Consider the following 24,658-nt stretch of genomic DNA (forward strand, 5'->3'; position numbering starts at 1 on the left):
CAAGCCATCAACTCACCCAAACCCTTTCATTACAATGGGTTGGAGCAAATTTGTGCAACACTTACTCAAGCCACAACAATCCTGTGCGGACGGCGCCACAGTTAGATTACTCTTGATGCGCGATAGGCCCGGCGAACGAAAAAAAAGTTCTACCCAGCAAAAACGTGGACAGTGCGCACATGCTATTGCCCTCACCAAAGCGAGGTGCTAATTCGCTGCCTGTGTGCCGGTATAGCTCAGTTGGTAGAGCACCTGATTTGTAATCAGGGGGTCACGGGTTCGAACCCTGTTGCCGGCACCATGAAAATCAAGCACTTAGCGAAATCCCCACATTGCAGACCCTCCTCCCTGTCGCCACCATGTCGCCACCGGTGAAGAAACGTGCGGAAACGTCAGGCGCGTAAACTTGCGCCCTGAGACACGGCAGCGTGCCGCTCACAATATGAGCCCCTTACCACCAGATCCCCGCAGAACCGCTGCGCAGCCCCTGCCCCATCGCCGACCGGCCACCGACAGTGATGCGCCTCTAGGTCGACCAAAGCTACCGGTTCTCGGTGTGGCTCCCAAGTGATGGCAGGCAACGCAACCATCACAGGAAATGGAGAACGGCTCCGCTCAACACGCTTAGTCTTATAGACCCGCGAAGCAAGCTGAATGCGATTACGCCGAGCGTGACTGAGGATCACGTTCCGCGTGCAACCGTAATCCGTACCCATCTCGCCTGTGCTCAGCCCACGCTGCACCCCATCGCGGATGGCGGCAGACGTTTGGTCAGCTGAAAGTGAATACCAATGCAAACGGTAGCTCATGCCACCCACCCTTCCGGCATCTTCGGATAGTCGTGGTCCGCAGGCTCTGACCATGGGCGCATCTTTGCGCTTCCCTTGCGCACCCCCATATTCCGTAGCGCCTGCGGCCTATTGAGCCTTCGCCAAGCGGATAAAGGCGTCTCTGGCGCCGGCACTTTAATACAGGCTTCGAGGTCGCCCTCGCCGACGTGGTAGAGCGAGAGTGTCGCGTTAGCAGGAACCCGCTTCGCAATGGACTGCAGCCGTCTGATGCACTGCTTTAGCGGGATAGGCTCGGCCGGTATCTGAACGAACATCACGCCGCCTTCCGTTCCGCGAACATCGCCGCCAGCAATTCAGCCTGCGCGCGCTCGATGAGGCGGGCTTGCGGACCATCCCATTCAACCAGCGAAGTTGCCATCTCGATCTTCGCGAGTGCCTCATCGCGTGTGGCGGCGGGCGTATCGATTACGGCTTGCAGCGCCTTGCTTGCGCGCTCGACAGCCGCGTCCATCTCATCATCCGTCGCAGTGACAGGGATTGCAGCGTTGGCGGCGTAGAATGCGTTGATTGCAATGTGCAGCTTATTAAGCATGTCGGTGTCCCCTCGTTGTTCGCACAACCTATCTATGCGATACTCTGGGTATTAATTGATTCCTGTAGTATCGTCAATACCTGAGGTATTAAATGCTTTCAAGCGAACAGGTTCGCGCGGCCCGAGCGATCTTGAGAATGGAGCAATCCCAACTCGCGGAGCTTTCCGGCGTATCGCTGCCTTCAATAAAGCGACTAGAGACACAGCCTGGGCAGTTGGCCGCCCAAGAGCGCACCGTAACTGCCATACGGACAGCGTTGGAAAATGCTGGCGTGACTTTCCTGGCCGAAGGTGACGTCGCAACCGGACCAGGGGTGTCGCTGACATGACTGATTATCTGAAAACCCAGTCCGGCAAGCTTGCTGTTGCTTCCTACCGATACTTTGAAGCAGCCAAAACAATCTTCCTACATACGGACAATGGCCGCATCGCATTGGCACCTACACTGCATCTCGCTGCGCACGGCCTGGAGGTGCTTCTGAAGTCTGCGCTGACCTATCAGGGTTATTCTGCAGCAGAAGTGCAGGCAGATTTTGGGCATGACATCCGCAAAATGTGGGACCACCCAAAATGCTCGAAGATCAGAGAGGTCGCTTTGGATAACTGTGCTAACGCAGAGCTTGAGGCGCTGGCTACTAAGAGATTGGCTGGGCCGCCAAACAAGAGACCACGAGAGCTACTTGCCAAGGCGATTGTAGACCTCAGCATTGCTCACAGCAAGCAACCACTGCCCCTTCGCTACGCGTCGGACGACAGAAAGGTGCCCCCGCCACACATCTTTATCTACACGTTTTTGCCTCTTTCAGAGGAGGCCATTCACAACCCTCGGAACCTATTCGGGTAAATACGTGCCCTACAACGAACCAAGCAGGAGGTGGCGGCAGACAATAAGTGCAGACTGAAAGTTACCCGGCAACTTCAAGATTGAGTCGACCAAACCAAACTGTGAATCGAAAACCCCAAACTTTGAGTCACCGATCTTTCCGGCAGTAACAGAATTCCCGTTCAGGAAAACTGTTACCTCCACCATGGGAAGTGACTCACGGTCATGGAGTAACGTACCCGTTCGAGGGGGGAGTTGAGAGAGCGTTTTCAGCCCTCGTACATTTGCCACTTCCAAAGCCGGCGTACACCATTCGGGCGGCGCAATCTAAGCGTACCGATATCCCCACGCGTGGGAATGTAAAAACGCACCGTCATGCGCCCCGAGGCTTTGCAGAAACCGCACCGAGCCGGTGGCTCGTAAACCTTCATCTCTGGATTCCAGATTTCTATCATGTCCACCGCCAGAAGCGCTGTCTCGCGTTTACAGCGACCACAGCGATAGATAATCACACGCCCCTCTTCGGCTGCGTGTTTCAGGCGGTAGGCTTCAAGCTGCCGCCGGCTGGGAGTCATGGTCATTTCTTTTGTGGTCGCTTTACGTTGAGCGCGGTGCGCACCACCACTGGCGCATAGCCTGTCAGCTTGACGATATCCTCAGCGTCGAGCCCGGTATCGTACAGTCGCCGGATCTGTGCCGAAGGCGAAACCTTGATTGCAACACCCATGATGTTCTCCTTATGAGAACAAAATAGGAACATTGCAATTTGGGAGTCAACCTCGCCGAAGTCGCCGTACCCCGAGAACTCACAATTGCCGGTCGGGTACGACCATGGTGTACTCGCCTTTACAGCACGTTTGGTCGGCCAACACATGCATGATCTAGACCGAAAAATCCTGTGCGCTCTTGGCATCGCGGACGATGCAGTTCTCACTGTGCGCATCAAATTTTCTGATGACGAGAGGCGCTTCGCATCGGCGCTCGATCGAAAGATCGCCGAAATTGACCGCTGCCACCTGGCCAAAGAAGAAAGCAATGCGCTAATTGCCAAATCAGTGAATAGCGCTAAGAAGGAGACCGACTAGACTTTCGAGACTACCGATGCGTGCAAAAGCCCTTTCCGTCATGACCGCACTCTTATTTACACTGGTTATTCCTTCTACCGCGCTAGAACTCTATGTAGAGCCGGTAGAGGGCTACCGAAATACGTACTACGGTCAGCGAATTGTTACCGACGGCAGCCTCAGCAACGACATAGTCATCGTTGGCGAGGGTAAAACGACTGTCTTCAAGGGTATTGCGCACTTGAACTGCGAGAACGGAAAGTACTTTTGGTACCTCTGGGATAACTACTATTCCAACCACGCGTCCGGTAACGAGCCCAACATACCGACCCAAGTTATGACCGCAGCCTTCGTTAACTTCTGCTGAGACTTGCAATGAAAAAGGCAATTCCCTTCCTCATCTTGACGTGGCTGTCGTTGCCAACGAGCGCCTACGCTCAAACCATAGACGTGAAGCATTACGGCACCGTTGATCTAACAAGCTACGACTGCACTGCCACGGTCTCGAGCTTCGTGCACCAGGTTTGCTTCGACGAGCGTGACGGAACCGTAGTGGTGCAACTTCGAGACACCTTCTACGCATATTGTGACGTACCCGCGGCGGCTGTGTCGGCATGGCTCACCGCAAATTCAAAGGGGAGCTTCTACAATCAGAACATCAAGGGCAATTTTGGCTGCTAGGTGATCCGGTATGCCGCAGAAGAAGTTCCGCTGGTTTAGCTGGCCAGGCATCCTAATTCTTATGGTTGGCTGCGCAATCATCACTGGAGATGATGACGACGAGGTGCCCATACCTGCGCCTCGTTCCTACACTGGAACGCTGAAGTCGGAAGCGTCAGGTTATCAACGACCCAAGATCGAGATGCGCGTCACCGGAACCATGGTGAACGTCCGGGCCTCCCCTACTCTCGCTGGAAGCGTGATAGCACAAGCTCAACGCGGCACACCTTTCGTCGCCGTTCATCAAAAGGGTGATTGGGTGGCTGCGGAGATGGCAGACGGAACTCTAGGCTGGATGCACCGGGACTATGTCGAACCAGACAAACGTTGAAGGGTACCGCCGTCTAGCTCGCGGTTATTCAATTTAGATCGTCTATAACAACCCTGCTTTGGAATGGAATTGCGCAAAACCGCTGTTTGTACACTCGGGCATTTGTCGAGTTAACGACATTTTTGACGGGCAGCCACGGTGATTATCGCAATCCGTTGAGCGTACATCTAGGCCTAATAGGGTCACGTGGCCAACGCCTTATCCACCCCCTCCGTTAGGTTCTTTCCACCTAGCCCCGCCGGGTGCGGGTGAATGCGACTGCGAGGGTTCGGGCTACGCAATTTTTTTCTAAAGGGGCTTCCTTCCTTTTGGACGTCGAGCGACCGACACCCTGACGGCCAGAAACCTCGGCAATACTTAGGGTTAGCCGCCATTTCAGCTTGTTTTTGGAAAGTGGCAAAAAGGAAGTCCGACCCACTTTCTATCTCTAGTACGAAAGGGTTTGCGATTTCAGTCCCTTGCGCCGTTAGAGATAGAAAGCAAAGTGCGTTTTGAAAACTTCGTGCCTGGCGAACATGCGGGGCCGCGCCCCCGCACTGGGTCGGGGTGGCTCAAGGGGGAACCAACCGAGGGGGGGGGTGCAAAAAAGGACGGTGTTATAACTCAGTTGACCTTCGCTGCGTCGTCAACTTCGAAGACCACATCCATATGCGAGAGCAGACGGTGATCTAACAGTGCGGTCATAATTTGCGAACAAGTTTCCTGAGTCGCAACAATCTTCCCCGCATCGTCGAATAGGAATGTGTACTTCAACTTATTCATGTTGTTTGACAAGCTCAGCATGAACGCCGGGTCTTTGTAGTTCCCCTTCTGCCTTATCACTGCCGCACGCCGTAGATGCGTCTTGTTTACACCTACATATTCCGCAAGAAGATGCACGTCAGCGATCACGTCCAAGAATTCTTTCTCATTTTGGAGAGTAGTAAACTCGGCAACATGAGCCTCCTTGAAATTAAGGATCGTCTCAAAATTCTTCTTTTGTCCAATGAGAAGATTTCCGTCGAAAATGATGAAATCGACGATCATTGATATTTGGAAAGCTCGATCCTCCTCGATATCAAGCTTTTCGTCCGACCAAATCACATTCAAGAACCCGGCAGCCTTCTTGGCTTTCCAACTCATTTCTGTGCGACGTACTGCGTGCAGTACTTTTTCGCCACTGACGAATTTCATCACATAGAAATCTGCGTTGTTAATCTCCTGAACTTTACTGGCCTTCCTCCCGTCTATTTCTGCAGCACAACCTGAGACAACCAAATCGGCGAGCGTCTCGTTCGCATTTATAGTAAGCGCGCTGTTCTCATTGTTCTGAGCCAGCAAATTGTAGTCTTTAGTCTCTGTTACTCTAGCGCGCTCATTTATTGCAATCGCCCTTAAATGCGCTGTAAGTTTAGGCGTAAGATCCACCCAGCGACCTGAATATACAGGCGATTTGGTTTTAACATTTATCGACTTTTTAAAAACCCAAAAGCTAACGGCAGCATTCTCCAGATCGAACCCTTGAAAATTCTCTAGATCTACTGCCATTCCGGCTCACCTACTTCATGATCAAAACGTCCTGCAATGATCTTTGCTTGTAATCCTGGTTAGGTTCAATAGGGGTCTTTGATAGACCAACACCGTTATAAACAGTTGTATCACCTAAAAAATGATATGAGATCTCATACAACCTCCAACCGAACACCGTCAGAAGTGGGTTCATTATGATCTGTCCTGATTTATAGGTTATCCAGAACAGCCAGATCATGAACATGAAAAAGCCAGCCATTGTCTTCCCGTTGGAGTAGTCCAAATTCATAAACGAGACGACATACGGCAGGACATAGTTTAAGAGATCTGACGAACAGGGCTTAACTGAAACAACTTTAACGTCGCGATCTGCATCAAACGTTCGCAACAAGTAGGTTGTTACTAGCAAGCACACAAATGACACTGAAACAGCTAAGATTGAAATAAGCCAGGACGATAAAATCCTATCCATCCTTGGAGTAATCCAATGCTGCAGGACAAAGCTAATTTCTGACCATGCAGTAGTCTGCACATTCTGCGAGAGCAATATTATCGTTAAGGGAAAATAAGATCCAACGTATAGGGCTATCGCGACATAGAGCCTTGGTTTCATAATTCCCCTCTCACGCTCTCAGTGAGTTGTTCTGCATCCTATTCACTAATGCAAGGTATGAGTTGGACTGAAAACTAAGCGCCAGCAGCTACGAGCGCGGTGAAATAAGTCACCGCGCCCTGTAGGCACTTACATAAATCCATTCGAGTGTGACGCCCGCAACTCGTCCGCAATCTGCGCGCCAAGCATGTCAGCAATCGTGCGCGGGTCGGCGTTGGTGGGGTTGGACAAGTTCACGATAATGTCGCCTTGGATTGTCGGCACCATAGTTGCTGCTCCACCAGCACTGCCCCTTGAGCCAAAGCCTGGCGGAACAAACGATCCCGCTTTGTGAACATAGCTGTCCATGCCGGGGGTGATGAACTCATTCCCCCGCTCGTTGATTTCGTAAGTGTATCCCGCCTTGACTGGCCCGCCATTTGCTCGGCGGCCAGCGATCTCGGCACGAGACACAACTGGCGAAATCTGCGGCCCAATGGTGCGAACGGGGATGTCGATGCCTGATGCAGCAATCACCCGAATGCGCTCCATGAGCGACTGCACTTCAGCAGTCACGCCAACAGAGGCACCCGCCAATTCGGCCTGCATCTGTTGAAGTTTCAACGCCAACCCGGCTCGACGCTCTTCCAGAGCAGCGTCTGGCCACTCGGCAATCTGACCATCGAGCTTGGCGATTTGCTCTTTCATGGCGTCGATCTGGCCCTGAGTAGCGCCAGTGTATCCGCCGGCGAGGCCGCCTTGTGGGTTGTGGATTAGGTCTTGTGCAGCTTTGACCGCACCGAAAGGCTTAATCCCACCAACGCTGAAATCCAGAAGCATCTTTTCGAGAGCAGCGTCCTGTGCCACTTTCGCGTCGGCTGCGGCTTTCGTGCGGGCCGCCCAGTCTGCATCGCTTTCATTGGCGCCACGATGCACCATGGTCTCCGCTGCATGGGCGTAGTCCTGAACAATCTCAGCGGCGTTGAACGCCATGAAGCCCCACTTCATGAAGTCGAAGTTTCGACCGCTACTGTTGCCTACAGGGGTGTTTGTATTTGCGCCTGGCTTGCTAGGTATGCCGGGCTTTCCGCCTCCTCCGGGCTTTCCGCCCAGACCAAGAAGTGCCCCGGCCATACCGCCAGCCGAAGCAAGCAGTTTCAAGCCAATCAGCGCAGCGGTAATCTGCACAACAGCAGCCACAAGCTCGTCGTTTGCCTCAACGAATGACGCTACACCGTCGATCATTGGAGTGACGGATTCAACGAAGCGCGTCAGTGAAGGAAGCAAGCTATCGCCGACAACAAGGTTGAGGTTTTCAATCGACGCTTCGAATCGAGACATCACGCCTTGGGACGACTTCTCCCAATTCTCGAAATCCAGCTGAAGTTTACCGTCACCAGCCAGAGCCTTGGCGCGGATTTCACGATATTGCTCAAGGTTTTGGATCATTGGGCGGATGAATTTTTGCACCTCGGCATCTGCAAAATATTGCCCAATGAGATCCTGCTTACCGCCCTCCGTGAGCTTGGAGAGTATGCCGATCGTATGCTCTATCGGCGACATTGACGCCTTCTGAGCCCGCTCAACCTCGGCAACGATATCGACACCGGCCTCGCCAAACTTCTTGATGGCGTCTGGCGCCATGATCTTTGAGAGGTAATTAGAGAGATTGGTCACGGCAGCGCTACCACTACCTGCACCCTGCCGCGCCACCTGCAGCGCTGCAACTAGGTCAGCGAGCCCCTTATCGCCCGATATGCCAAGGCCTTGAGCTGCTGCGGTAATTTCAGAGAAGGATGCAGCCATATCGGCCAGTTCGAACTGTCCCGCGTCGCCACCCGTAGCCATAATGTCGAAGGCGCGCTGCATTTGGTCGGCAGTGAAATCAAGGTTTGTGAGCAGCGCGCCGGATAGTTGAACCATCTCGGTGGCGTCCGCTTGGTAGGCGCTCACGACCTTGCCGATCGGTGAAGCAACTTCCATTGCGGTGGCGGTGTCGAGGCCAATTGCGAGGAGACCGTCAACCGCCTCGACCATCTGCGCGCCACCTGTGGCGGTGTCCAATCCTACCTGCCGCACCTGTTTCCCAAGGGCCTCGAGCTCTTCACTGGTCAGCCGAACCTTTTGATTGATCCGCCCCAGTTGCGTCTCAAACGCTATGGCCTGTTGCACCGGTTCATTGAGTGCAAATGCCAGCGCCGCGGCCGCGCCTGCCGTCAGCATGAGTTCCGTTCTGTGCTGGTTGAAAGCCTCGGTGTGGCGGCGCTGATGCTCGCGCATGGATTCTAGGCGCCGCTCAATGTCCCGCGCAGGCCGGGAAACCCTATCGGTGAGAGAGAGGACTAGCTCAGAAGATAATCTTGCCAAATCTTACCCTCTAAAATCGATGGGGGGCATTGCCAAGATGCGCTGCACTTCCGCAATGAGCCGCAGTTGGTCCTCACTGGAGAGTAGCCCGACCACTGCGGCGGGAACCGAAGCGAGGCTTGCGGTAACTGCGTTCATTTTCTCGACGGTGTCCCCAATCGGCTCTGCGATGAACACGTCAACGGGTCCGACGCGGCGTCGGAATGTGAGGCGCGTGTATGTATTGCCTTCAAATTTGACGGGCTGTGTGAAGTCAAATTCGATAGGTTCTGGAAGTGGCACGTGGCGTGCCATTTGATCGAGCATCTCGATGCTCCTTTCCGACTCCGGGAGTCAGAACCCGCAAGTCATTGCATTCGCATTGGATTTGGACGTACCACCGCAGTACCGAAGTGCGTTTTGAAAATTTTTGCACCTAGCGAGGTTTCGCGGCCGCGCCCCCACGACGGTTGCAGGGGTGGCAGGGGAGAACCTACCCGAGGGGAGCCCTACCCTTCAGGCTTCCACCGCACCCCGTGCTCGATTTGCGCTTCGACTCGCGGCGATGGCAGCGCTATGCCATTGAGGGCATAGTTCCCGACATGTGTTGCCCAGTTGCCGGCGCTACCAAATCCGCCGAAATCCGCGGCTGGCGGAAGGCTGGGAGCATCATAGAACGCCGGTGCGTTAAGGAACTCGTCCGTCCAACCAAGCCGGCCGCCGACGAGCTCGATCACTTCGGCCTCATATGGGGCATCCAAGCGTTCTTCATTCCATTTGGAAGCCGCGACATCCGCAGACTTTGCCAATAGCGCGAGTTCGACAATGCGCCGAGCGTGGCCAGGGTATTCGGCCTCAATCTGCCACACTGCGCGGTCAACACCGTCCTGTGCCGCAGCGCGTCGACTTTCGAATTCTGCTTTACGCTCTATCTCTGCCAATTCGAGACGACGTCGTTCAATTTCCTCCGCAGCAATCTGGGCTCGCTCAAGGTTCACCCTTGCGATGTCGATTGCTCGCTCCGCAGCCAATACATCCTCGATCGTCCCGTCGAGCAACGCAGCGGCGCGCGTTTCTTTCGCACTATCCAGTGCTGCCTCAAGACCCCCAATATTGATGTCAGAGGCCAACTCGCCAATTTCGGTCGAACTGCGAGCCATGCCCAGCAGCCCAAAGAGTTCTTTAAGCACGTGCGTGCCCTCCAAATTTGACATACTCGTCAATGATAAGTCGTGCTTCTGCGCCGGTGAGAGATCGCGCTTCTACGAGCGCGGTAGCGAGATTTCCGATGGCGCGGCGAATGTCAGGCCTAGAGACAAGCTCATTCCCGAGTTTCTCACCCGCACGAAATATGGCGCGTCGGTCACCGTCATCCAGATAGGCAGAGACCGTTGCGATCAAAGCCGCGCGGCATTCATCACAGTTGCCGAACTGTACCTGATCAACCCGCGCGAAAAAGTCGTCCAGTTCGACGTCGAACAGTGTTGAATATTGGCGGACGTAAGCACGCTGCGCAGCAGGACCCGCAAGGAGCATTGCAATAGCCGCAACACCAGACATGGTGTCCATCCCCACAACGCGAGCCTGTCCATCAAGGTGCATGTCTTTGAACGCTGCACCAAAAGCATGAGCGACAACGGCATGCCCACACTCATGCCAAGCTACGTCTTCGGTTCCACGGGGGGGATCAGGCAGTTCAGCAAAAATAGGCGCCTCAGTTCCATCGATCAGCAGACTCCTCGGCTCCGACGCTGTAGAGACGAAAGCCCCCGCGGGCCTTTGGCAGCAGGCTCGGAGAGCACAGGTCATGAACTACCTCGCATTGCAACTCGCCGTGTGATCTCGGTAAAAAGTCGGCCGACAGGAATTGAGATTGTGGCACGCGACTGAGAAGGAACACGCCACACGGTTCGATCGGTTGCGATACCAGATCCGGGTGGCGCGTTAATCATCGCGATGTCAGCCGGGCTACCAACGAGGACCATGTCTGCTTCCGGGTCATCATGAACTACCGAAGCACCAATCCGCGCCGCCAACGGCGGTGGAAAGTTCAACGCAACCAAATCTCGCGCAACTGCGGTACCAGCCGCATCACGGGCCGAGTATCGGACGTTGTGGCCGTCCTTCGTCCCAAAGTGTCTGGAGAAACCGGTGTGATGCCATCTACGAAGTCGCTTCTCTGGTTCGTTGAGGAGCTCGGCCAGATCTGCAGAGGTAAGATAGGGCTCATCGGCGCTCATCTTGGTGGTCTCCTAGGTAAAATGGGTTTTCCGCATCCCACCTCGACAAGCGACCGTCTCTCAGCACCAAACGACCATCACGGTAAGCAATCTGCTCAAGCGCGAATTCGGCGGTGTCTTGGATCTCTTGGCGCGACGCGCTGAGACTGTCTGCGCAGCCGCCTATGGTGTCCGGCAAGACCTGGAGTAGTCTGGGCGCCAGTTCCTGAAGACGATTTAGCGAAGTGTTCAAATTCCGGGCGCGATTGATCATTCGATCTTGCACGTCGTGATGCATTAGTTTCCCTCCACCATCGGCCAAAATTCCATTGGAATTGCCCAAAAAATCCGGCCCATCGCGGACATTTCTTCCGCCGTCGCGCGCCTTAGTCCACTTTGAGACATCGTGTCGTCAGACCCACTGCGAATTTGAGAGCCAGCATCCGCCGGTACTGGAACAGCCGAAATTTCTAGTGGCTCCCAATCAATTGCAGTGCGAACCTCAGTATCTCCATCGTCGCCAACCGAGACGATGGATTGATGGATGCGGTAGCCAACAGAGATGTTGCGAATAATGCCGTCGCGGATCTTGGACACAATGTCAGCGTCACCTGGCGCTTCAGATAGACGAACACGGGCGATCCCCAACCCGTCTGCAACCTTGGCACTACCTGGGACAACGCTGCCCAGCACCGAAGCTAGGTTACTGTCGTCGTGAGTGTCGAGGAGCGGCGCACCCGCATTTAAGCGGTCAAGCCTAACGTGATTAGGCGCCAGGGAGAGCACCTCGTCAAAGATTGAGTCTGTCCGATAGTCTCTGCGCCGCACTGCAGCGCCAGTAGACCAGACCAGCTCAATTGAGTTGTCTACCGAGTCATAACTGCGCGGCCGCAGACTCCCGCTGCGTACTTGTTTGTTCATTTTTGCCTTCCGAAAAGAGAAATTGGTGCGCAACGAAGCTTGCCTTCTAGGCGCACCTAGAACGCCATTTCTGAGAGGGTACTGAGCCACAGCGCTTCTAAGGGCAGTGAGATCCCCCCGTTGATCGCGCGCAGGCAGCCGAGCTTACGCCCGACCACCGCGATCAAACCGGCAGGTGTCGGGATATCTTGAGGAGCGTAGGTTCGCCCTTCTCTCTATATAGTAGCGTCAGCCTGCGGATTACTCCGGGGTCATGCCACCCCGCGCTGTTCCCAGCTAATGGCGCTCATTGCTTCCTGCACCACTTGAAGCCCGAGCATCACGACAGCCTTCCCGACAGCGCCACCTGTCTTTGATGCCGCCCCCATAGATTCTCCGACTTCGGTAAGCGTGGCGGCGTGGAGCACGGCGTCTTCGAAGCTCTTGAGCAGCGGTCCCAATGCGGAGCGATATCTGGCCAAGTCGGTGCGAGCATCAATCACAGCAGCGACATTATCTTCGCCGTGCCACTCCCTTGCCTTGCTCACTGAGCGGCGTGGCGGATTCCTGGTACCCTCGTGAAGCCGTTTATCTGCAAGTTTGCTGGACTCCCGAACCACGTGACCACCAGATAAAGCGCCAGCGGTGTGAGCCGTTTGTAGAGCCCCTTTAGTTCGGTTCTCAGGGTCAGCCTTATTTGCGTACTTGGGCACCACATATAGGTCTTCATGCCACGTGGCAGCCAGTGGCTCCTGCATCGCTCGGTCATGAGTTGCGCGGTATCGCTCAGCTACTGGCACAAACGCATCGTTGCCGTCCTTCCGAAGCGCCTGCAGTAATGGCCAAGATTGGTTGTCATTAGCTGGGACCGGCTTATCAGTCCAATGAGCGGCACGCTTCATTACATGGCTGTACTTCAAGGTAGCCTGACGCTCTTCGCTCAGCGCGCGGTCGTGGTCTGCGCTGGCCTTCCAAAGGGAAGGTTGGGTTCCCAGTCCGTGTGGCTTCGCAAGACATCTTGGCGCTTCTGGTTTGGAAGTGCGAACCACGCAGACGATCCGTCCATCCTCGTCGTATCGGATGCGAGTGCGGTTGTTATCGTTCGCAGCAGTGACCGCGAACGCGCCAATGGTAGTCGGAGTTTGTTCAGTCATAGTCATCCCCTCTGGTGTCGTTGAGTCAATTCCAAGAAGTCCGGTGAACCGAACCGACGAACGCCCCCTTAAGAAAGAACGGTTCGTTCGACCATCATTGGGGGCCAAAGCCCCCCATGATTGAGGTGGTTTTGTGGACTTTGACCGAACGGCGGTTCTCTTTGATTTTGTTGAGATTTTCGCCGCCTCGCACACCTGCGGCACGGTCGGTTCGAACGCGTTCGGTTCGATGGGTTTTTAGCCATTCCCGGCCTCACCGTACCCACCGGTACGTTCGGTCTCGGTTCGCTTCGGCTTGCCCACCAAATTTGCCACGATCGCACTAGCAGCTTCTGATCTGGCATGGGTGGCGCGAGCTTCGGTTGCAGCCTCACGTCCACGTGCAGTCAGTGTCCAGCCGTCCCTTCCGAGTAACTCTACCAGTTTCTGAAGTCGCAACTTTGTAGTCGCACTTTGCGCGCGCCGCTTGTGTGGCTGACCATCCGGCGTCCGCCATCCCAGATACTCGGCGATGGCAGTGTTCGATGGCGACTTCATATTTTGGATCGCCATCAGGACCAGGTCTTCGTCCTTGCGGGCAGTCTCGCGTCGAGCCCTAGTCTCGCCTTCTGACACTAGGCTGGCCATCACTGTCGGAATTTCCCGCCCCTTGCTATCGACCAGCTTAGGCGCCGTGACGGTTGCTAGGTCAAAGTGCAACGGCTTGAAATCTGGGCCGCGAAACTTTCCCTGCCAATGCAGTTTGACGGTTCCCGTCTCGGTCTTCTGGCAGGTCAGATTACCATCGAGCTCTGCGATAAAGGCGCCGCCGCCACGAGGCAGTAGGTTGGACTGTTCCGCGTTCTTCGGTGGATGGCATGCCACCAACACCGCTGGCGAGCCCGGCAGCGTGGTGAGCGCGCGGAGGTTACGCGCGTGCCTGCCCATGGCGACATTGCCGTTCTCGTCATCACCCGTGAAATACGCTGCGGAGGTGTCAATTACGACCATCGCAGCACCACCAACGCGCTGCACCTCGGCGGAGACGTGGTCGAACATCTTGGTGATATCGAACACTCCAGGAACGAAATGCACGTCGATTGTATCGGTATCGAACCCAGTATGATGCGCTGCGCCGATCCAACGCATCGTGACATCGTCGGGGTTTTCGCCTGCAAAATATACCACCCGGCCCTGGGGAACATCGCGGTCGCCAAGCGGCAGGCCGCGAGCTTTTAGGGCGGCCAATGCAAGAAGGATGGCGGTCTTGCCTGTGCCAGTACTAGCGGTAAGGCCATAGAGAAAGCCTGCCTGTATGATCCCATCAAAAGCGTAATCTGGCGGCGTAAATCGGCGAACCATCTCTCCGGAGTGGATAAGGCCCGGCCAAGTTGGGCTAGGGGCCGTCGCTGGCACTGAAGATCTCGGGGCAGCCGGAACCGGCTTGCTGGCAACAGCCTCACGAATTGCCTCACGACGCTCCAACTCGCGCTCACGGCGGCGGCTGGTAACGCCGTCGAGATCGTTATCGTTCGCTGGCACCGGGGCATGATGGAGCCCAAGACGGGCGGCGGCCTCGTCAACAAGCGATTGCTCAAGCGCCCGACCGTCGGCATACAATTTTGCCAGGTTCATGCGTACGCCCCCAGTGCCGCAAATCGCTTTTCGAACTCCAAACCGCGAATGCGCCAGTACGCGCAGCGCTCGAAGTAGTAATCGATACACTCCTTCGGAGCGTCGATTTCGAAACGGGCAAGCTCCGCGTCGCGACCACTAAACCCGAAGTCCCATGCCTCCAAGGCGAGCTCGATGTCGGCGCACTCAATAACGCTGGAACCCTGGAGTGCAGCAAAGTGCGCGCGCGCGAATGGATGGATTTGAACGACACCAGCGCACCCGGCCTCAAGCCATTCAAGGGGGGAGAAGTGCAGGCGCACCACTTCTGCGCCCAGATTGTCAGCGCCGAGCCATTCTGGCCAACCGAGCAGTGTGCGGTAACGGCAATCTTCTAGGTCTATCGCCAAGAAGTCGATCGTCTCTCCGTCTTTGATGACGGGGAACACCAGCGAGTTGGGAGTCCCGGAAACAAAAGCGCCCGCTTCAACACACAGCAGCTTGGTGGGGATAGGTGGCGGCCCGATGTCGTTGTCTGCCAGCCATTCGAGGGCCTCAGCAGTTCCATCCGCCGCTTCAAAGGCCGCGAACAGGTCTTGTAGCGTCGGCTCGTATTTAGGCGTGTCGGTGATCATGTTGGGCAACGCCTTCCACTATCCCGGTGGCAGCGCACCGGATATTTGCTATGATTTCTGAAGACAGGGTAACGTTGCCGCGACCGTTATCATCCTTAGGTGGGAACACCCGCAGGCCGTTCGACGTGCGCCTCAACTGCCAGTCGCGGAGCGTGACGCCCGGTGCGACTGACACATCAAAGCGCGCAACAAGGTTACCCGCGCCGAAGTGGCGAAGGTTGAAAACTTCCATTAGCGGTCCTTTCTGTATGTAAGTTTACGCCGCAACGCGAACCGCAGCAGCGTCAGACATGAGCTCCAGAGCCGTGGTGGTCACTTCGGACCAGAGATGGCCGGAGAGCAGCGCCGCAACGTTAGCGGCCGCTTCGCGCAGCGCTTCGTCCGGCTCGACAGCTCATGCCGCTGCTACCGGTCGGCGGGCTCGGTGAATTGGAAAAGGAACGACGTTGGATGGCGGTGCCAGACGAATTTCCTTTTCACGCACCTTGCTCGTGATACGCGCCTTCACTTGTTCAATGTGGGATGGCTCTCCGGCCTTCGGGCTCCATTCATGGTCCTCGGGTCGGCCACCTATTTCGGCTGCCGTAATGTGGAGCAGACGGGCGACCAACTCCAGGTCTTCGTCGTTTATGGTCACCGGCCGACCAAGTTGCATGTCGCGAGCGGTATCGCGGAGCCAAGCAATGGCAAGACCATTGCTTTCGAAATCAAAGCTTTTGGCCCCGCTCATGCCGCCACCTGCGAAGCGTTGGCTCGATTATCATTCGCAGACCAAGTGCCGGTACGTGTGTTCTCTACAAGCCACGCATCGAGATCCGACACCGCGTAAACCACCGAACGACCAAGCTTGTAATATCGCGGCCCAGTACCGTAATGGCGATGCTTGTCCAAGGTTGACTTGGACAGTCCCACATATTCAGCCGCCGCGCGCACTCTGATGTTCAAGGTGTTTCCTCCCGTAGTAGGTTATTACACTTTCTATTATGGCGCTCCCTGACGCGGCAGATAGTTGCTTTAAATAGCGTCAATCGAAATCTAGAGACTGAATTTCCTCACGCGCTTTCTCATACATCGAGATTGCCGTACTGAGCTTTGACACGTCGTTGTACCGAAACTGGAGAGCCAAGCGCTCAAGTCGCTCAGCGTAAGATATACCTTGCGAACGCATGAGATCATTCTCAACGCCAATGTCCCACCAAAGATGTTTGGCGCCGAAAGGTTGTCGACCTCGCTTCTTGACGAGCTCGCGCAGTTCCCTAGCGCCTGGCCCATCACCTGCTTTGGCCAGCAGCTCCAAGGCCTTTTTCCGGTTCCCCCGATGAAGCTCATCCCATGCCCACGAGACTACAATCTCTAACTGCGGTAACTTAGCCATTTCCGTTCAACTCCCCCTTCAAAGCCCCATCGATCGTCGCGGCGATACTATCCGCGGCGCGCTTTGAGGCATCAACGGCGACGTGCGCGTATCGGGCAGTCGTCTTCGCACTCGAGTGGCCGAGCAGCTTCCCGATGACAGGGAGTCCCAACCCTGCCCCAGCGCCGACCGAAGCAAAAGTATGGCGAAGATCATGCAGCCGAAGCTCATTCAACCCCGCGCGCCTGCGAATAGCCGCCCAAGGGCGCTTCAAGTCGGCGCGTGGTTTCTCGTCCGGCTCACCAGCGGTGTCACTGGCGATGACATATTTTCCAATACGCGGTGTCGATCGAAGCACGTCCATGGCCGCTTCTGAGAGAACAACCGTTTTCTTACCCGTCTTGCTATCGGGGAGGAACAAAAGTCCGCGCTGCAGGTCGACCTCATTCCACTGTAACTCCAGGATCTCGCTGACTCGGCATCCGGTTAGCATGAGCAGTCGAACGGCGTTGGTTACATGCACGCCATAAATCGAGAACTTGTTTTCCGCCTTGCGCGAGTGTTTGGACACGGGCTTTGCGGGATCGACTTCGAATGGCAAACCGGTAGTTTCAGCCTCCCTCAGCGCTCGTCCCAGCGCAGCAATCTCCTCCTGTGTAAGGTAGCGCTCTCGCCCCTCCTCTGGGAACTTCTCGACGCCTTTCGCGGGGTTCCTGCCGTCGGGGTCTGCCCAATTGTACACGGCCGAAACAATTGCGAGCGCGCGATTGGCAATATAAGTCCCGGCATCCCTCCCAACTGCTGAGTGCATGGCAGCGACGGTCGGTCGATCGATTTCCGCCAGAGACTTGTTCCCCAGTCGCGACGCAATGTGCAAACGGATGACGTAGTCATAATAGTCAGCGGTGGCTGCTTTGCGTTTAGTCCGTACGTGCTCCTTTACGTATCGGGCAGCGACAACCTCGAACTTCTCAGCTGCACGAGCAGCAGCAACTGCCGCAGCCGGATCGGCGCCAAGCGTCACTTGGGCCAGCTTTTGATCGGCAAGCGTACGAGCTTGTTCTGGCGACAAGCGGTCGAGCTTTCCAATGGATTGCCGCTTCTTCGCGACATTGCGACCGCCAGCGCCTGGACGGTACTCAATGAACCAACTACCCCCAGCCGAACTGATACGTAGCCCGAAGCCCTTGAGAGCGGTGTCGTAATAGACACCCGGCGCTAGCCCTTCGATGTTCTTCCGCGTCAACTTGACAACCGGCATGAGCGCCCTCCTCTTGTCGCCACCCTGTCGCCACCAAGGTAGGAAACGAGCGGAAACAAACAAGGTGTGCCGTCAATGAAATCTTGATAAAACGCCGCATTTCCGGGACTTCTAATGCATTCAGAATACAACCTGAAACGTTCGGAAATGACATTTCCCTGATTTGTAATCAGGGGGTCACGGGTTCGAACCCTGTTGCCGGCACCATAACTTCCCCATGACATTGCCTCACCTTCGCCCCACTCAGTGGGATTGCCAGTTCACATCCAGACGCAACTGGAACAGTTCAGTCCAGAGTCTGACGACATGTGTGACGACTACTCGCCACCTTCCCCAAAAGCTTCAATGTTGAGCGGCGAAACAGGACTAACGCTGGAGCGAAAACAGCTTCCCCATCATTGTTCACAAAATGACACAACATGGGTCCGACAAGTCGCGTCGTTAGAGGCCACTATGAAGCCTCACTCATCAAAACCGCGTGCAAAAAAAGAAAAACCGGCACGAATGCCGGTTTTCGATAGGCTTTGACTTACGCTTAAATCAGAACCGGTAATTCAGTCCGAACTTCACCGTGTGGATATGGTTATTGAAGTTGAACGGCTCTGACATATCGCCGTCGGCATGGCCGTAGGTCTTTGTGCCGAAATCAGCAAACATATATTCGGTCTTGAACGTCCAATTATCGCTTAGAGCGTGCTCCATACCCGCCCCAACGGTCAGACCAGTACGCGTCTCGTCGCCGAATCCAGCTTCGTTACCGTCGAACCCCCACTTACCTCTGCTATCTTCGTTGCCGATACCGTCAAACTCACCGCCGGCATTTTTCATATTGGCAAAAATAACACCACCCTTGCCATAGAACAGTGTATTGTTGGCTACATAGCCGATGCGGCCAGTCAGAGCGCCATAGAAGCCGTACTGCGTATAGAGACCATCATCATCGTCTGTTGGATCGACGTAGACCTTGTCATTAGAGATCCAGCCCAACTCCAGCTCGGGACCAAAGACCCAGTTCCCGTTCTGGAAATTGTAACCTGCCGCCACGCCGCCGATTAGACCGACATCGGTCATGTCGAGGACTGTGCCAGGTGGCCCCCACTCCTCGCCGGTCACGTCGGTCCCAGTAGTCTTACTATTTGTCCAGCCGCCAACGGCGCCAATATAAGCGCCGTCCCAACTTGCGACTGGCGCGTCGATCAGCAATGGATCCGCACTGACCGGAATGGTCAAACCCAAAAGCAATGCTGCAGCAATCAAATTACTTTTCATAACAAAATCCCACCCACTAACCATTTGTTGCTAGCCGACTTCAGGTGGAATTTGGTTGGAATATCAAAATTCTATAACAAAAATCGTGTATGTTTTTCGCCACATACTAAGGCCAACATCGTGCAAGGGTAGCGCGCGGCAACTGTCTATACCAATGCTGCGACAGCCTGCCCTATAAAGGCTGCCAACCGCGGGCTCCCCATATCGCTGCAGCATTTCGCATGTAATCTTGACGCTGTTCCTTGAAAACGGCGGCATGCGGCCTGCAAGTATCGCTGCTCTGGTATCGTGGTTTTATCGATACAGTGCATAGCAGGACAGCGGGGCCTGCCGAGCAGGCGCTACGATGCTGCGTGTTAGTCTACGCGCCGGAGGTCGCACATGCTCCCCTTTTCTGAGTATGTTCATGCCTTAAGACAAACTACGGGCGTCGCAACAAGCACGCTATGCTGGCCGTGGTAGCGCGTTTAGCTGCGCCACGCCGCCCTCGCGTCCTTCGACCAGCGCAACGAAGTCAGCGAATTGCACAGGTCGACTGAAATAATAGCCCTGCGCCTCGATGAACCCGGCATTGGTGATAATCTCAAGCTGCGCCGCGGTTTCAACACCTTCGGCCGTGGTCCGCATGCCCAGATTTTTCCCCAAACTTGCGATGGACTGCAAGATTGGAAGACTGTCCGGCCAGCGATCGACGTCTCGCACAAAACTTTGGTCGATTTTGATCTTATCAAAGGGGAAGCGCTGCAGATAACTCAGCGACGAGTATCCGGTCCCAAAATCGTCAAGGGCAATCGTCAGACCCAGTTTCTTGAGTTGGCGCAGCGCCTCGAGATTGGCGTCATTCTTCTGCAGCAATACAGATTCAGTGATTTCAAGCTCGAGACGTGATGGATTGAGCCCGCTCTGGACAAGGGCAGCAGCAACGCTCTTAACGAGATTGCTGTCCCGGAACTGCATAGGCGAGAGATTCACGGACACGCTAATGTCGCCAGGCCATTGAAGCGCATCGCGGCACGCGCGCTGCAAGACCCACTCGCCAAGCTTGTTGATGAAGCCAGTCTCTTCGGCAATATGAATGAACTCGCCCGGCGGCACGAGGCCCCTCTCCGGGTGACGCCAGCGCAGCAATGCTTCACCAGCAACGATCTTACCCGTTTTTAGCAGAACAAGTGGCTGGTAATGGACTTCGAATTGTCCAAGCTCGATCCCCTGACGCATGTCGATGTCGAGGTTGCGCCTATGCTGCAGATCCTCAAGCATCCGCATCGAGAAGAAGCGATAGGCTGCACGCCCTTCTGCTTTGACATTATAGAGCGCCAAATCGGCGTTCTTCATAAGAGTATCTGGATGCAGGTCGGTGTCGAATGCGAGTGCAATGCCGATGCTGGTGCTCACAGACACTTCGTGCCCAAAAATGAGGTAAGGCTCACCAATGACGGTCAGCAGCCGCGCCGCCAGGCGCCGGCAACTCTCTTCGGCATCGCCCTTACTGACATGCAAAATGGCAAATTCGTCGCCACCTAGGCGCGCAACGATGTCGCGAGGATCGACCGTGGACATAATCCGAGCAGCGACATCGCGCAGCAGCTCGTCGCCAACCTGGTGCCCAAGCGTATCGTTAACCTCTTTGAAGCGATCGAGATCCAAGTACAGCACAGCCAAACCGCGGCCCGCGTCCTTGTTTTGCCGCAGAGCTTGCGCAGTGCGCTCCCAGAAATAGAGGCGATTGGCCATGCCTGTCAGCGCATCGTGCCGTGCCATCTGGACGACGCGATCCTGCGCGCGTTGGCGCTCCGTTATATCCTCAAATGTACAGACCCAGCCGCCCTCAATCGTCTTTTCGCGCGAGACCCGAAGCACAATACCATTCGGCATATGCTGAACCCGGCTACTGAGAATGGTGATGTCGTCGCTGCTTTCACCGTCTGCCGCCGTATCGGCAAATATGTCGCCGCCAGATAAATGACCCTCCAGAGCCTCGCTGATATGGGTCCCTTCCCAGTCGCGTGAAGCATCGAGCGAAAAGAGCTCGAGAAAACGAGCGTTATAGACAATCAGAGTGTCTTCATGATCGAGCAGACACAGCCCCACTGACATCGCTTGTAGCGCCGCATCAAAACGAGCGTTTTGGATAACAAGCGATTGCTCTTTCTGACGCAACACATCCTGCGCGCGACCCAAGAGCCGATTGTGGAACAGCAACATGCCAACGAGCAAGCAGCCGCCTCCAATCAAGCCGAATGCTACGCCTGTGAATGCCCATTGAAGATCGAATAGGGCGCGCCGATCACGATTGAGATTTGCAGAGTTCCACGTGTTTGCATCGACCGAAAGCCGCGCCAATTTTGGAAATATTGGCTCCAGTATACTCAGGATTTCAGCAGGTTTTCCCGGCTCCCCGAGGTCATCCAGCATTGGCTCAACCTGAACCAATGCCGCCCCGAGCTCCTGCAATGTCGCGACGCTCAGTGGTGACTGACCGAGAAATACGGAGGCTTCCCTTCCGTTGAGGGTACTTAAGCGACTGACAACAATGTCAAACCTTAGGCGGACTTCATTCTCGTCCACCCCAGGCAATCCAGCCGCATACCCGCTCACCCTATGCTCTAGGCGAGAAAACTCGCTTGGAGCTTGCGTGAACATCCATGTGACGTTCCAGAGACCAGCCTGGTCCAGCGCAGCATATCGATCATACAGAAGGAACGAAATGTAACTGGCGGCAGTCACAAAACCGACGACCAGAACCGCCAATATTATCCGCAATGGGTGCATTTTACGTCCCGTGCCCTTTCATGAGCGTCAGGCTACGGGATGGCAATGGCCTTCACCTGCCACACGGCCCGTCCGTGATAGGGTTGCTGGCGCAATTCCGGATTTTCATCAAAGGGATAGACGATAAAGAATGGTCCCTTGTCTGATACTGGCATATATTCGCCATCCCTTTTGATGGCTAGGATCGGACCGAACTCGGCAAAATCACTTGTGGGAATGTCCACGCTGTAATCGTTTAGAGCTGTCACAATAGCCATGGCGCCATCGGCCGCACTCACTTCGAGAAGATGGCTCAGCGCCACACCCTCGTAATGGACAACGCCTTCAGTCCAAGGGCTTGTCGTGTTGATCTCCGTCTGAGGCATAGCCTCTAGCGCATCGCGATCATACACGACTGTTGTGGAACCAGCAGACAGCGTGAGAGTTGGTAGATCAGCGGCTAACGCCGGCTGAAGGCTCAAGGCACCAGCTACAAGAATTTGTAAAATTACAGTTCTGCGTCGCATCGCGTTCATCCCGTATGGGCTGGAATTTATGACATCCAATTTTTTCACAGAAGTCTCTGAGCACTCTTACGTTTAAACACGTAATACGATCAATCCTCGGCTCTTGATAATATCAGCACACTGAAAAACCGCGGACCATTTCTAAGCGAGCAAGAACCGCAAACTTCTAAAAATTCTTGATGACGATCTTGCACCCTACGCGATCAACGCGCCACCCAGAAAAAGGTGGCAGTCAGGCGCAAATAATTGATGCGCTATAAATTATTCCCAACTCCGGCCACCGCAGCTGGAAATCCCATATCCAAAACAATTTCCACTTGATAATATAAAACACGACGGACAACAAAGAAGATCCAAATGGAACGAGCCGAAATTGATATTCGGCAAATATTATCATCCATACACAGAAGATCATTCCTAATCCTAGGAGTGGCAGTTCTTTTTATTACAATCGCTACAACCTACCTCTTTCTATCAACACCGACATACACTGCCACAGCGCTTATCCTATACGATCCAAGCGACAAAAATTTATTAGATCCAATCTCGATCTCAGACGCGGGTGGCGAAGCCAGTGCAAGGATCGATAGTGAAGTCGAATTCATCCGGTCAGACGCCGTTCTCCTCGAAACAATCCGACGGACACCAATAGGGGCAATGTTAGCGGATACTCCGGCCTCAGCAGGACTGGCGCAAAGGGCGCTCGCGACTCTGGGCCTGGTGAGCCACACCAAACCAAGCACCGCAGAAGCATTGCATAGCGCGCTCACAAAAATGCGCAGATCAACCACTGTGAAACGACGTGGCGAGACCTACATCATTGCCATTACGGCGCATTCTGCCAGTCCCGAGCGTGCTGCAAATGTCGCCAATAGCCTTGCCGAAACCTATATCGGCGCGCAGCTTCGCCACAAGATTTCTAACCTCGAAAATCATCGGGCGATCCTTGCTCGCCACATAGAAGATGCAAAAATCGATATCGCCGATGCAGCTGCTGAGCGAGATCGCAGCTTAGAGATAAGCGAACCCCTACCCGCCCACCATTCAAACCAAGCAGCATTTCATCGACCCATTTTCAGGCAAGACATCGTCGAGAGCCAACACGAGCTCTTACGCAATGCCGATGTCGCCACCGCACAATACCATTCACTTCTCGAGCGGTTGCGGGATCTAACCGCACAAACCGATCTCCAAGTAGCGGACAGCCAAATCATATCGGCAGCGATTGTGCCGCTCTACCCTTCCAGCCCAAATTACGGCCTTACACTCACTCTATCGGCGATAGCAGGCCTGATGGCCGGTATCGCACTGGCACTGCTATATGAGCACCTGATCGGTGGCTTTATGTCCGACGAGCAAATGGCCAGCGCGCTTAAACTGGACGAGGCCAGCGTGTTACCGCGTGCCCGCTCTCGAACAGACGCAGATTCTGTTGCAGAATTGATCGTCGATGACCCGAGTTCTGCCTACTCCGAAGCCGTACGCAGATTGCGGGCCTCAATCGGCTTCGCAGTCTCACCATCAAAGTCTGTAATCGATGATGGCTTGGTCATTATGGTGTGCTCGACAACCATTGGTGAGGGAAAGACCACGTTGGCCGTTGCGCTAGCGCGGTGTTTTGCTCGATCCGGCGCCAGTACGCTACTCATCGATGGGGATCTCCGTGATCCCGGCGTTCATCGCAACCTCAAAATCGGGCCGTCTCTGGCTCTTGTCGACCACCTTGTTAGGCCAATCACTGACACAAATTTCGACACCCTCGTCACAACGGATCCGTTGAGTCCGCTCAGGGTCGTTGTCGGGGCAGAACGGGAAGACATTTCACCAACTGACTTGCTTGGTGGAAGAGGCTTTGAACATTTGATCACAAAGGCGCGCAGCCACTTTGACATCGTCATTATCGACACCGCCGCCATGGGTGAGCTCGCTGATACCCTCTATGTAACGCCCTTAGTTCAAGTCGCGCTGCTCGTCTCCCATTGGGCAAGCACGCCTCAGCACACGGTCAAGAAGACACTGCGAGCTCTCCGCAGTGCAGGCAACCTATCGCTGCTCGTCATCCCTGTTCTCGCTCAACAAAAAGAACGCAGGCCAAAGCCGAAGCTTCACTTTCACCGCTACGGTTCTGAAATCTGATCGAACAGAACGCTCGCGGCCTGCTCTGCCAGCAAGTACTGAATTGGGGGAGGTCTACGCCTTGTGCAGGATGGTCCGCCGCACCCTAGCA

27 protein-coding genes and 1 tRNA gene are annotated in these 24,658 nt (G+C 55.0%); 6 read left to right on the forward strand and 22 right to left on the reverse strand.

The annotated features are described in order from the left end of the window. Window positions 1-225 precede the first annotated feature (225 nt). Window positions 226-301: transfer RNA gene (locus tag JHL21_RS03340), tRNA-Thr, on the forward strand. Window positions 302-392: 91 nt separating this feature from the next. On the opposite strand, the gene JHL21_RS17960 is transcribed toward JHL21_RS03340, so the two are convergent. Continuing rightward, window positions 393-863 carry a GcrA family cell cycle regulator gene (locus JHL21_RS17960; protein ID WP_367948149.1) on the reverse strand — a complete coding sequence of 157 codons (471 nt, stop codon included), beginning with the start codon at window positions 861-863 and terminating at the stop codon, window positions 393-395. A 241-nt stretch (window positions 864-1,104) separates the two neighbouring features. Continuing rightward, window positions 1,105-1,383, reverse strand: a complete 279-nt coding sequence (locus JHL21_RS03350) for a hypothetical protein (protein ID WP_200211864.1) — start codon at window positions 1,381-1,383, stop codon at window positions 1,105-1,107. Window positions 1,384-1,708: 325 nt separating this feature from the next. Here JHL21_RS03350 and JHL21_RS03355 point away from each other — a divergent pair, with 325 nt between their 5' ends. After that, window positions 1,709-2,227: a hypothetical protein gene (locus tag JHL21_RS03355; RefSeq protein WP_200211865.1), complete on the forward strand. Its 519-nt coding sequence runs from the start codon at window positions 1,709-1,711 to the stop codon at window positions 2,225-2,227. Window positions 2,228-2,475: 248 nt separating this feature from the next. Here the strand turns inward: JHL21_RS03355 and JHL21_RS03360 are convergent, their stop codons facing one another. Together JHL21_RS03360 and JHL21_RS03365 are read right to left on the reverse strand one after the other, a co-directional pair. Next, complete coding sequence (locus JHL21_RS03360; protein ID WP_200211866.1) at window positions 2,476-2,781, reverse strand: hypothetical protein; 306 nt, start codon at window positions 2,779-2,781, stop codon at window positions 2,476-2,478. 2 nt (window positions 2,782-2,783) lie between these two features. Next, entirely contained in the window at window positions 2,784-2,933 is a 150-nt protein-coding gene (locus JHL21_RS03365; RefSeq protein ID WP_200211867.1) for a hypothetical protein, read from the reverse strand. 85 nt (window positions 2,934-3,018) lie between these two features. Here JHL21_RS03365 and JHL21_RS03370 point away from each other — a divergent pair, with 85 nt between their 5' ends. Next, the gene (locus JHL21_RS03370; protein WP_200211868.1) at window positions 3,019-3,291 is read left to right on the forward strand and encodes a hypothetical protein; all 273 of its coding nucleotides are present in this window, start codon (window positions 3,019-3,021) and stop codon (window positions 3,289-3,291) included. 82 nt (window positions 3,292-3,373) lie between these two features. Here the strand turns inward: JHL21_RS03370 and JHL21_RS03375 are convergent, their stop codons facing one another. Beyond that, entirely contained in the window at window positions 3,374-3,511 is a 138-nt protein-coding gene (locus JHL21_RS03375) for a hypothetical protein (RefSeq protein WP_200211869.1), read from the reverse strand. Window positions 3,512-3,645: 134 nt separating this feature from the next. On the opposite strand from JHL21_RS03375, the gene JHL21_RS03380 reads away from it, so the two are divergent. Further along, entirely contained in the window at window positions 3,646-3,951 is a 306-nt protein-coding gene (locus JHL21_RS03380) for a KTSC domain-containing protein (protein WP_200211870.1), read from the forward strand. Between the two features lie 10 nt (window positions 3,952-3,961). Continuing rightward, entirely contained in the window at window positions 3,962-4,321 is a 360-nt protein-coding gene (locus JHL21_RS03385; protein WP_200211871.1) for an SH3 domain-containing protein, read from the forward strand. Window positions 4,322-4,924: 603 nt separating this feature from the next. Here JHL21_RS03385 and JHL21_RS03390 read toward each other — a convergent pair. The 17 genes from JHL21_RS03390 to JHL21_RS03470 form a co-directional block, all read right to left on the reverse strand. Then, complete coding sequence (locus JHL21_RS03390) at window positions 4,925-5,848, reverse strand: Kiwa anti-phage protein KwaB-like domain-containing protein (RefSeq protein ID WP_200211872.1); 924 nt, start codon at window positions 5,846-5,848, stop codon at window positions 4,925-4,927. Between the two features lie 724 nt (window positions 5,849-6,572). Then, complete coding sequence (locus JHL21_RS03395; protein WP_210338828.1) at window positions 6,573-8,789, reverse strand: phage tail tape measure protein; 2,217 nt, start codon at window positions 8,787-8,789, stop codon at window positions 6,573-6,575. Window positions 8,790-8,792: 3 nt separating this feature from the next. Continuing rightward, window positions 8,793-9,095: a phage tail assembly protein gene (locus JHL21_RS03400; protein ID WP_200211874.1), complete on the reverse strand. Its 303-nt coding sequence runs from the start codon at window positions 9,093-9,095 to the stop codon at window positions 8,793-8,795. Between the two features lie 182 nt (window positions 9,096-9,277). Continuing rightward, a complete protein-coding gene (locus JHL21_RS03405; RefSeq protein WP_200211875.1) occupies window positions 9,278-9,958 on the reverse strand; it encodes a hypothetical protein in 681 nt (226 codons plus the stop codon). Next, window positions 9,951-10,370, reverse strand: a complete 420-nt coding sequence (locus JHL21_RS03410; RefSeq protein ID WP_200211877.1) for a hypothetical protein — start codon at window positions 10,368-10,370, stop codon at window positions 9,951-9,953. Before JHL21_RS03410 ends, JHL21_RS03405 begins: the two co-directional genes overlap by 8 nt. A gap of 914 nt (window positions 10,371-11,284) precedes the next feature. After that, window positions 11,285-11,908 (reverse strand): HK97 family phage prohead protease, encoded by a 624-nt coding sequence (locus tag JHL21_RS03415; RefSeq protein ID WP_200211878.1) that lies wholly within the window; start codon window positions 11,906-11,908, stop codon window positions 11,285-11,287. A 251-nt stretch (window positions 11,909-12,159) separates the two neighbouring features. Beyond that, window positions 12,160-13,041: a hypothetical protein gene (locus tag JHL21_RS03420; protein WP_200211879.1), complete on the reverse strand. Its 882-nt coding sequence runs from the start codon at window positions 13,039-13,041 to the stop codon at window positions 12,160-12,162. A 237-nt stretch (window positions 13,042-13,278) separates the two neighbouring features. Beyond that, the gene (locus tag JHL21_RS03425) at window positions 13,279-14,655 is read right to left on the reverse strand and encodes an AAA family ATPase (protein WP_200211880.1); all 1,377 of its coding nucleotides are present in this window, start codon (window positions 14,653-14,655) and stop codon (window positions 13,279-13,281) included. After that, entirely contained in the window at window positions 14,652-15,269 is a 618-nt protein-coding gene (locus JHL21_RS03430; RefSeq protein ID WP_200211881.1) for a hypothetical protein, read from the reverse strand. Before JHL21_RS03430 ends, JHL21_RS03425 begins: the two co-directional genes overlap by 4 nt. Then, entirely contained in the window at window positions 15,250-15,501 is a 252-nt protein-coding gene (locus JHL21_RS03435) for a hypothetical protein (RefSeq protein WP_200211882.1), read from the reverse strand. Before JHL21_RS03435 ends, JHL21_RS03430 begins: the two co-directional genes overlap by 20 nt. 162 nt (window positions 15,502-15,663) lie before the next feature. Further along, entirely contained in the window at window positions 15,664-15,999 is a 336-nt protein-coding gene (locus JHL21_RS03440) for a hypothetical protein (protein WP_200211883.1), read from the reverse strand. Continuing rightward, window positions 15,996-16,214: an AlpA family transcriptional regulator gene (locus tag JHL21_RS03445; protein WP_200211884.1), complete on the reverse strand. Its 219-nt coding sequence runs from the start codon at window positions 16,212-16,214 to the stop codon at window positions 15,996-15,998. Before JHL21_RS03445 ends, JHL21_RS03440 begins: the two co-directional genes overlap by 4 nt. A gap of 79 nt (window positions 16,215-16,293) precedes the next feature. Next, window positions 16,294-16,644, reverse strand: a complete 351-nt coding sequence (locus tag JHL21_RS03450) for a hypothetical protein (protein WP_200211885.1) — start codon at window positions 16,642-16,644, stop codon at window positions 16,294-16,296. Continuing rightward, window positions 16,637-17,884 (reverse strand): site-specific integrase, encoded by a 1,248-nt coding sequence (locus tag JHL21_RS03455; RefSeq protein ID WP_200211886.1) that lies wholly within the window; start codon window positions 17,882-17,884, stop codon window positions 16,637-16,639. The genes JHL21_RS03450 and JHL21_RS03455 overlap by 8 nt, the downstream gene beginning before the upstream one ends. Window positions 17,885-18,424: 540 nt before the next feature. Continuing rightward, a complete protein-coding gene (locus JHL21_RS03460; protein ID WP_200211888.1) occupies window positions 18,425-19,153 on the reverse strand; it encodes an outer membrane protein in 729 nt (242 codons plus the stop codon). 444 nt (window positions 19,154-19,597) lie between these two features. Then, entirely contained in the window at window positions 19,598-21,925 is a 2,328-nt protein-coding gene (locus tag JHL21_RS03465) for a bifunctional diguanylate cyclase/phosphodiesterase (protein ID WP_200211890.1), read from the reverse strand. Between the two features lie 32 nt (window positions 21,926-21,957). Then, window positions 21,958-22,386, reverse strand: a complete 429-nt coding sequence (locus JHL21_RS03470) for an oxidoreductase (RefSeq protein ID WP_210338829.1) — start codon at window positions 22,384-22,386, stop codon at window positions 21,958-21,960. A 402-nt stretch (window positions 22,387-22,788) separates the two neighbouring features. Here JHL21_RS03470 and JHL21_RS03475 point away from each other — a divergent pair, with 402 nt between their 5' ends. After that, window positions 22,789-24,567 (forward strand): Wzz/FepE/Etk N-terminal domain-containing protein, encoded by a 1,779-nt coding sequence (locus tag JHL21_RS03475; protein WP_200211893.1) that lies wholly within the window; start codon window positions 22,789-22,791, stop codon window positions 24,565-24,567. Window positions 24,568-24,658 lie beyond the last annotated feature (91 nt).

Source organism: Devosia sp. WQ 349K1 (genome assembly GCF_016595685.1).
Lineage (GTDB): Bacteria > Pseudomonadota > Alphaproteobacteria > Rhizobiales > Devosiaceae > Devosia.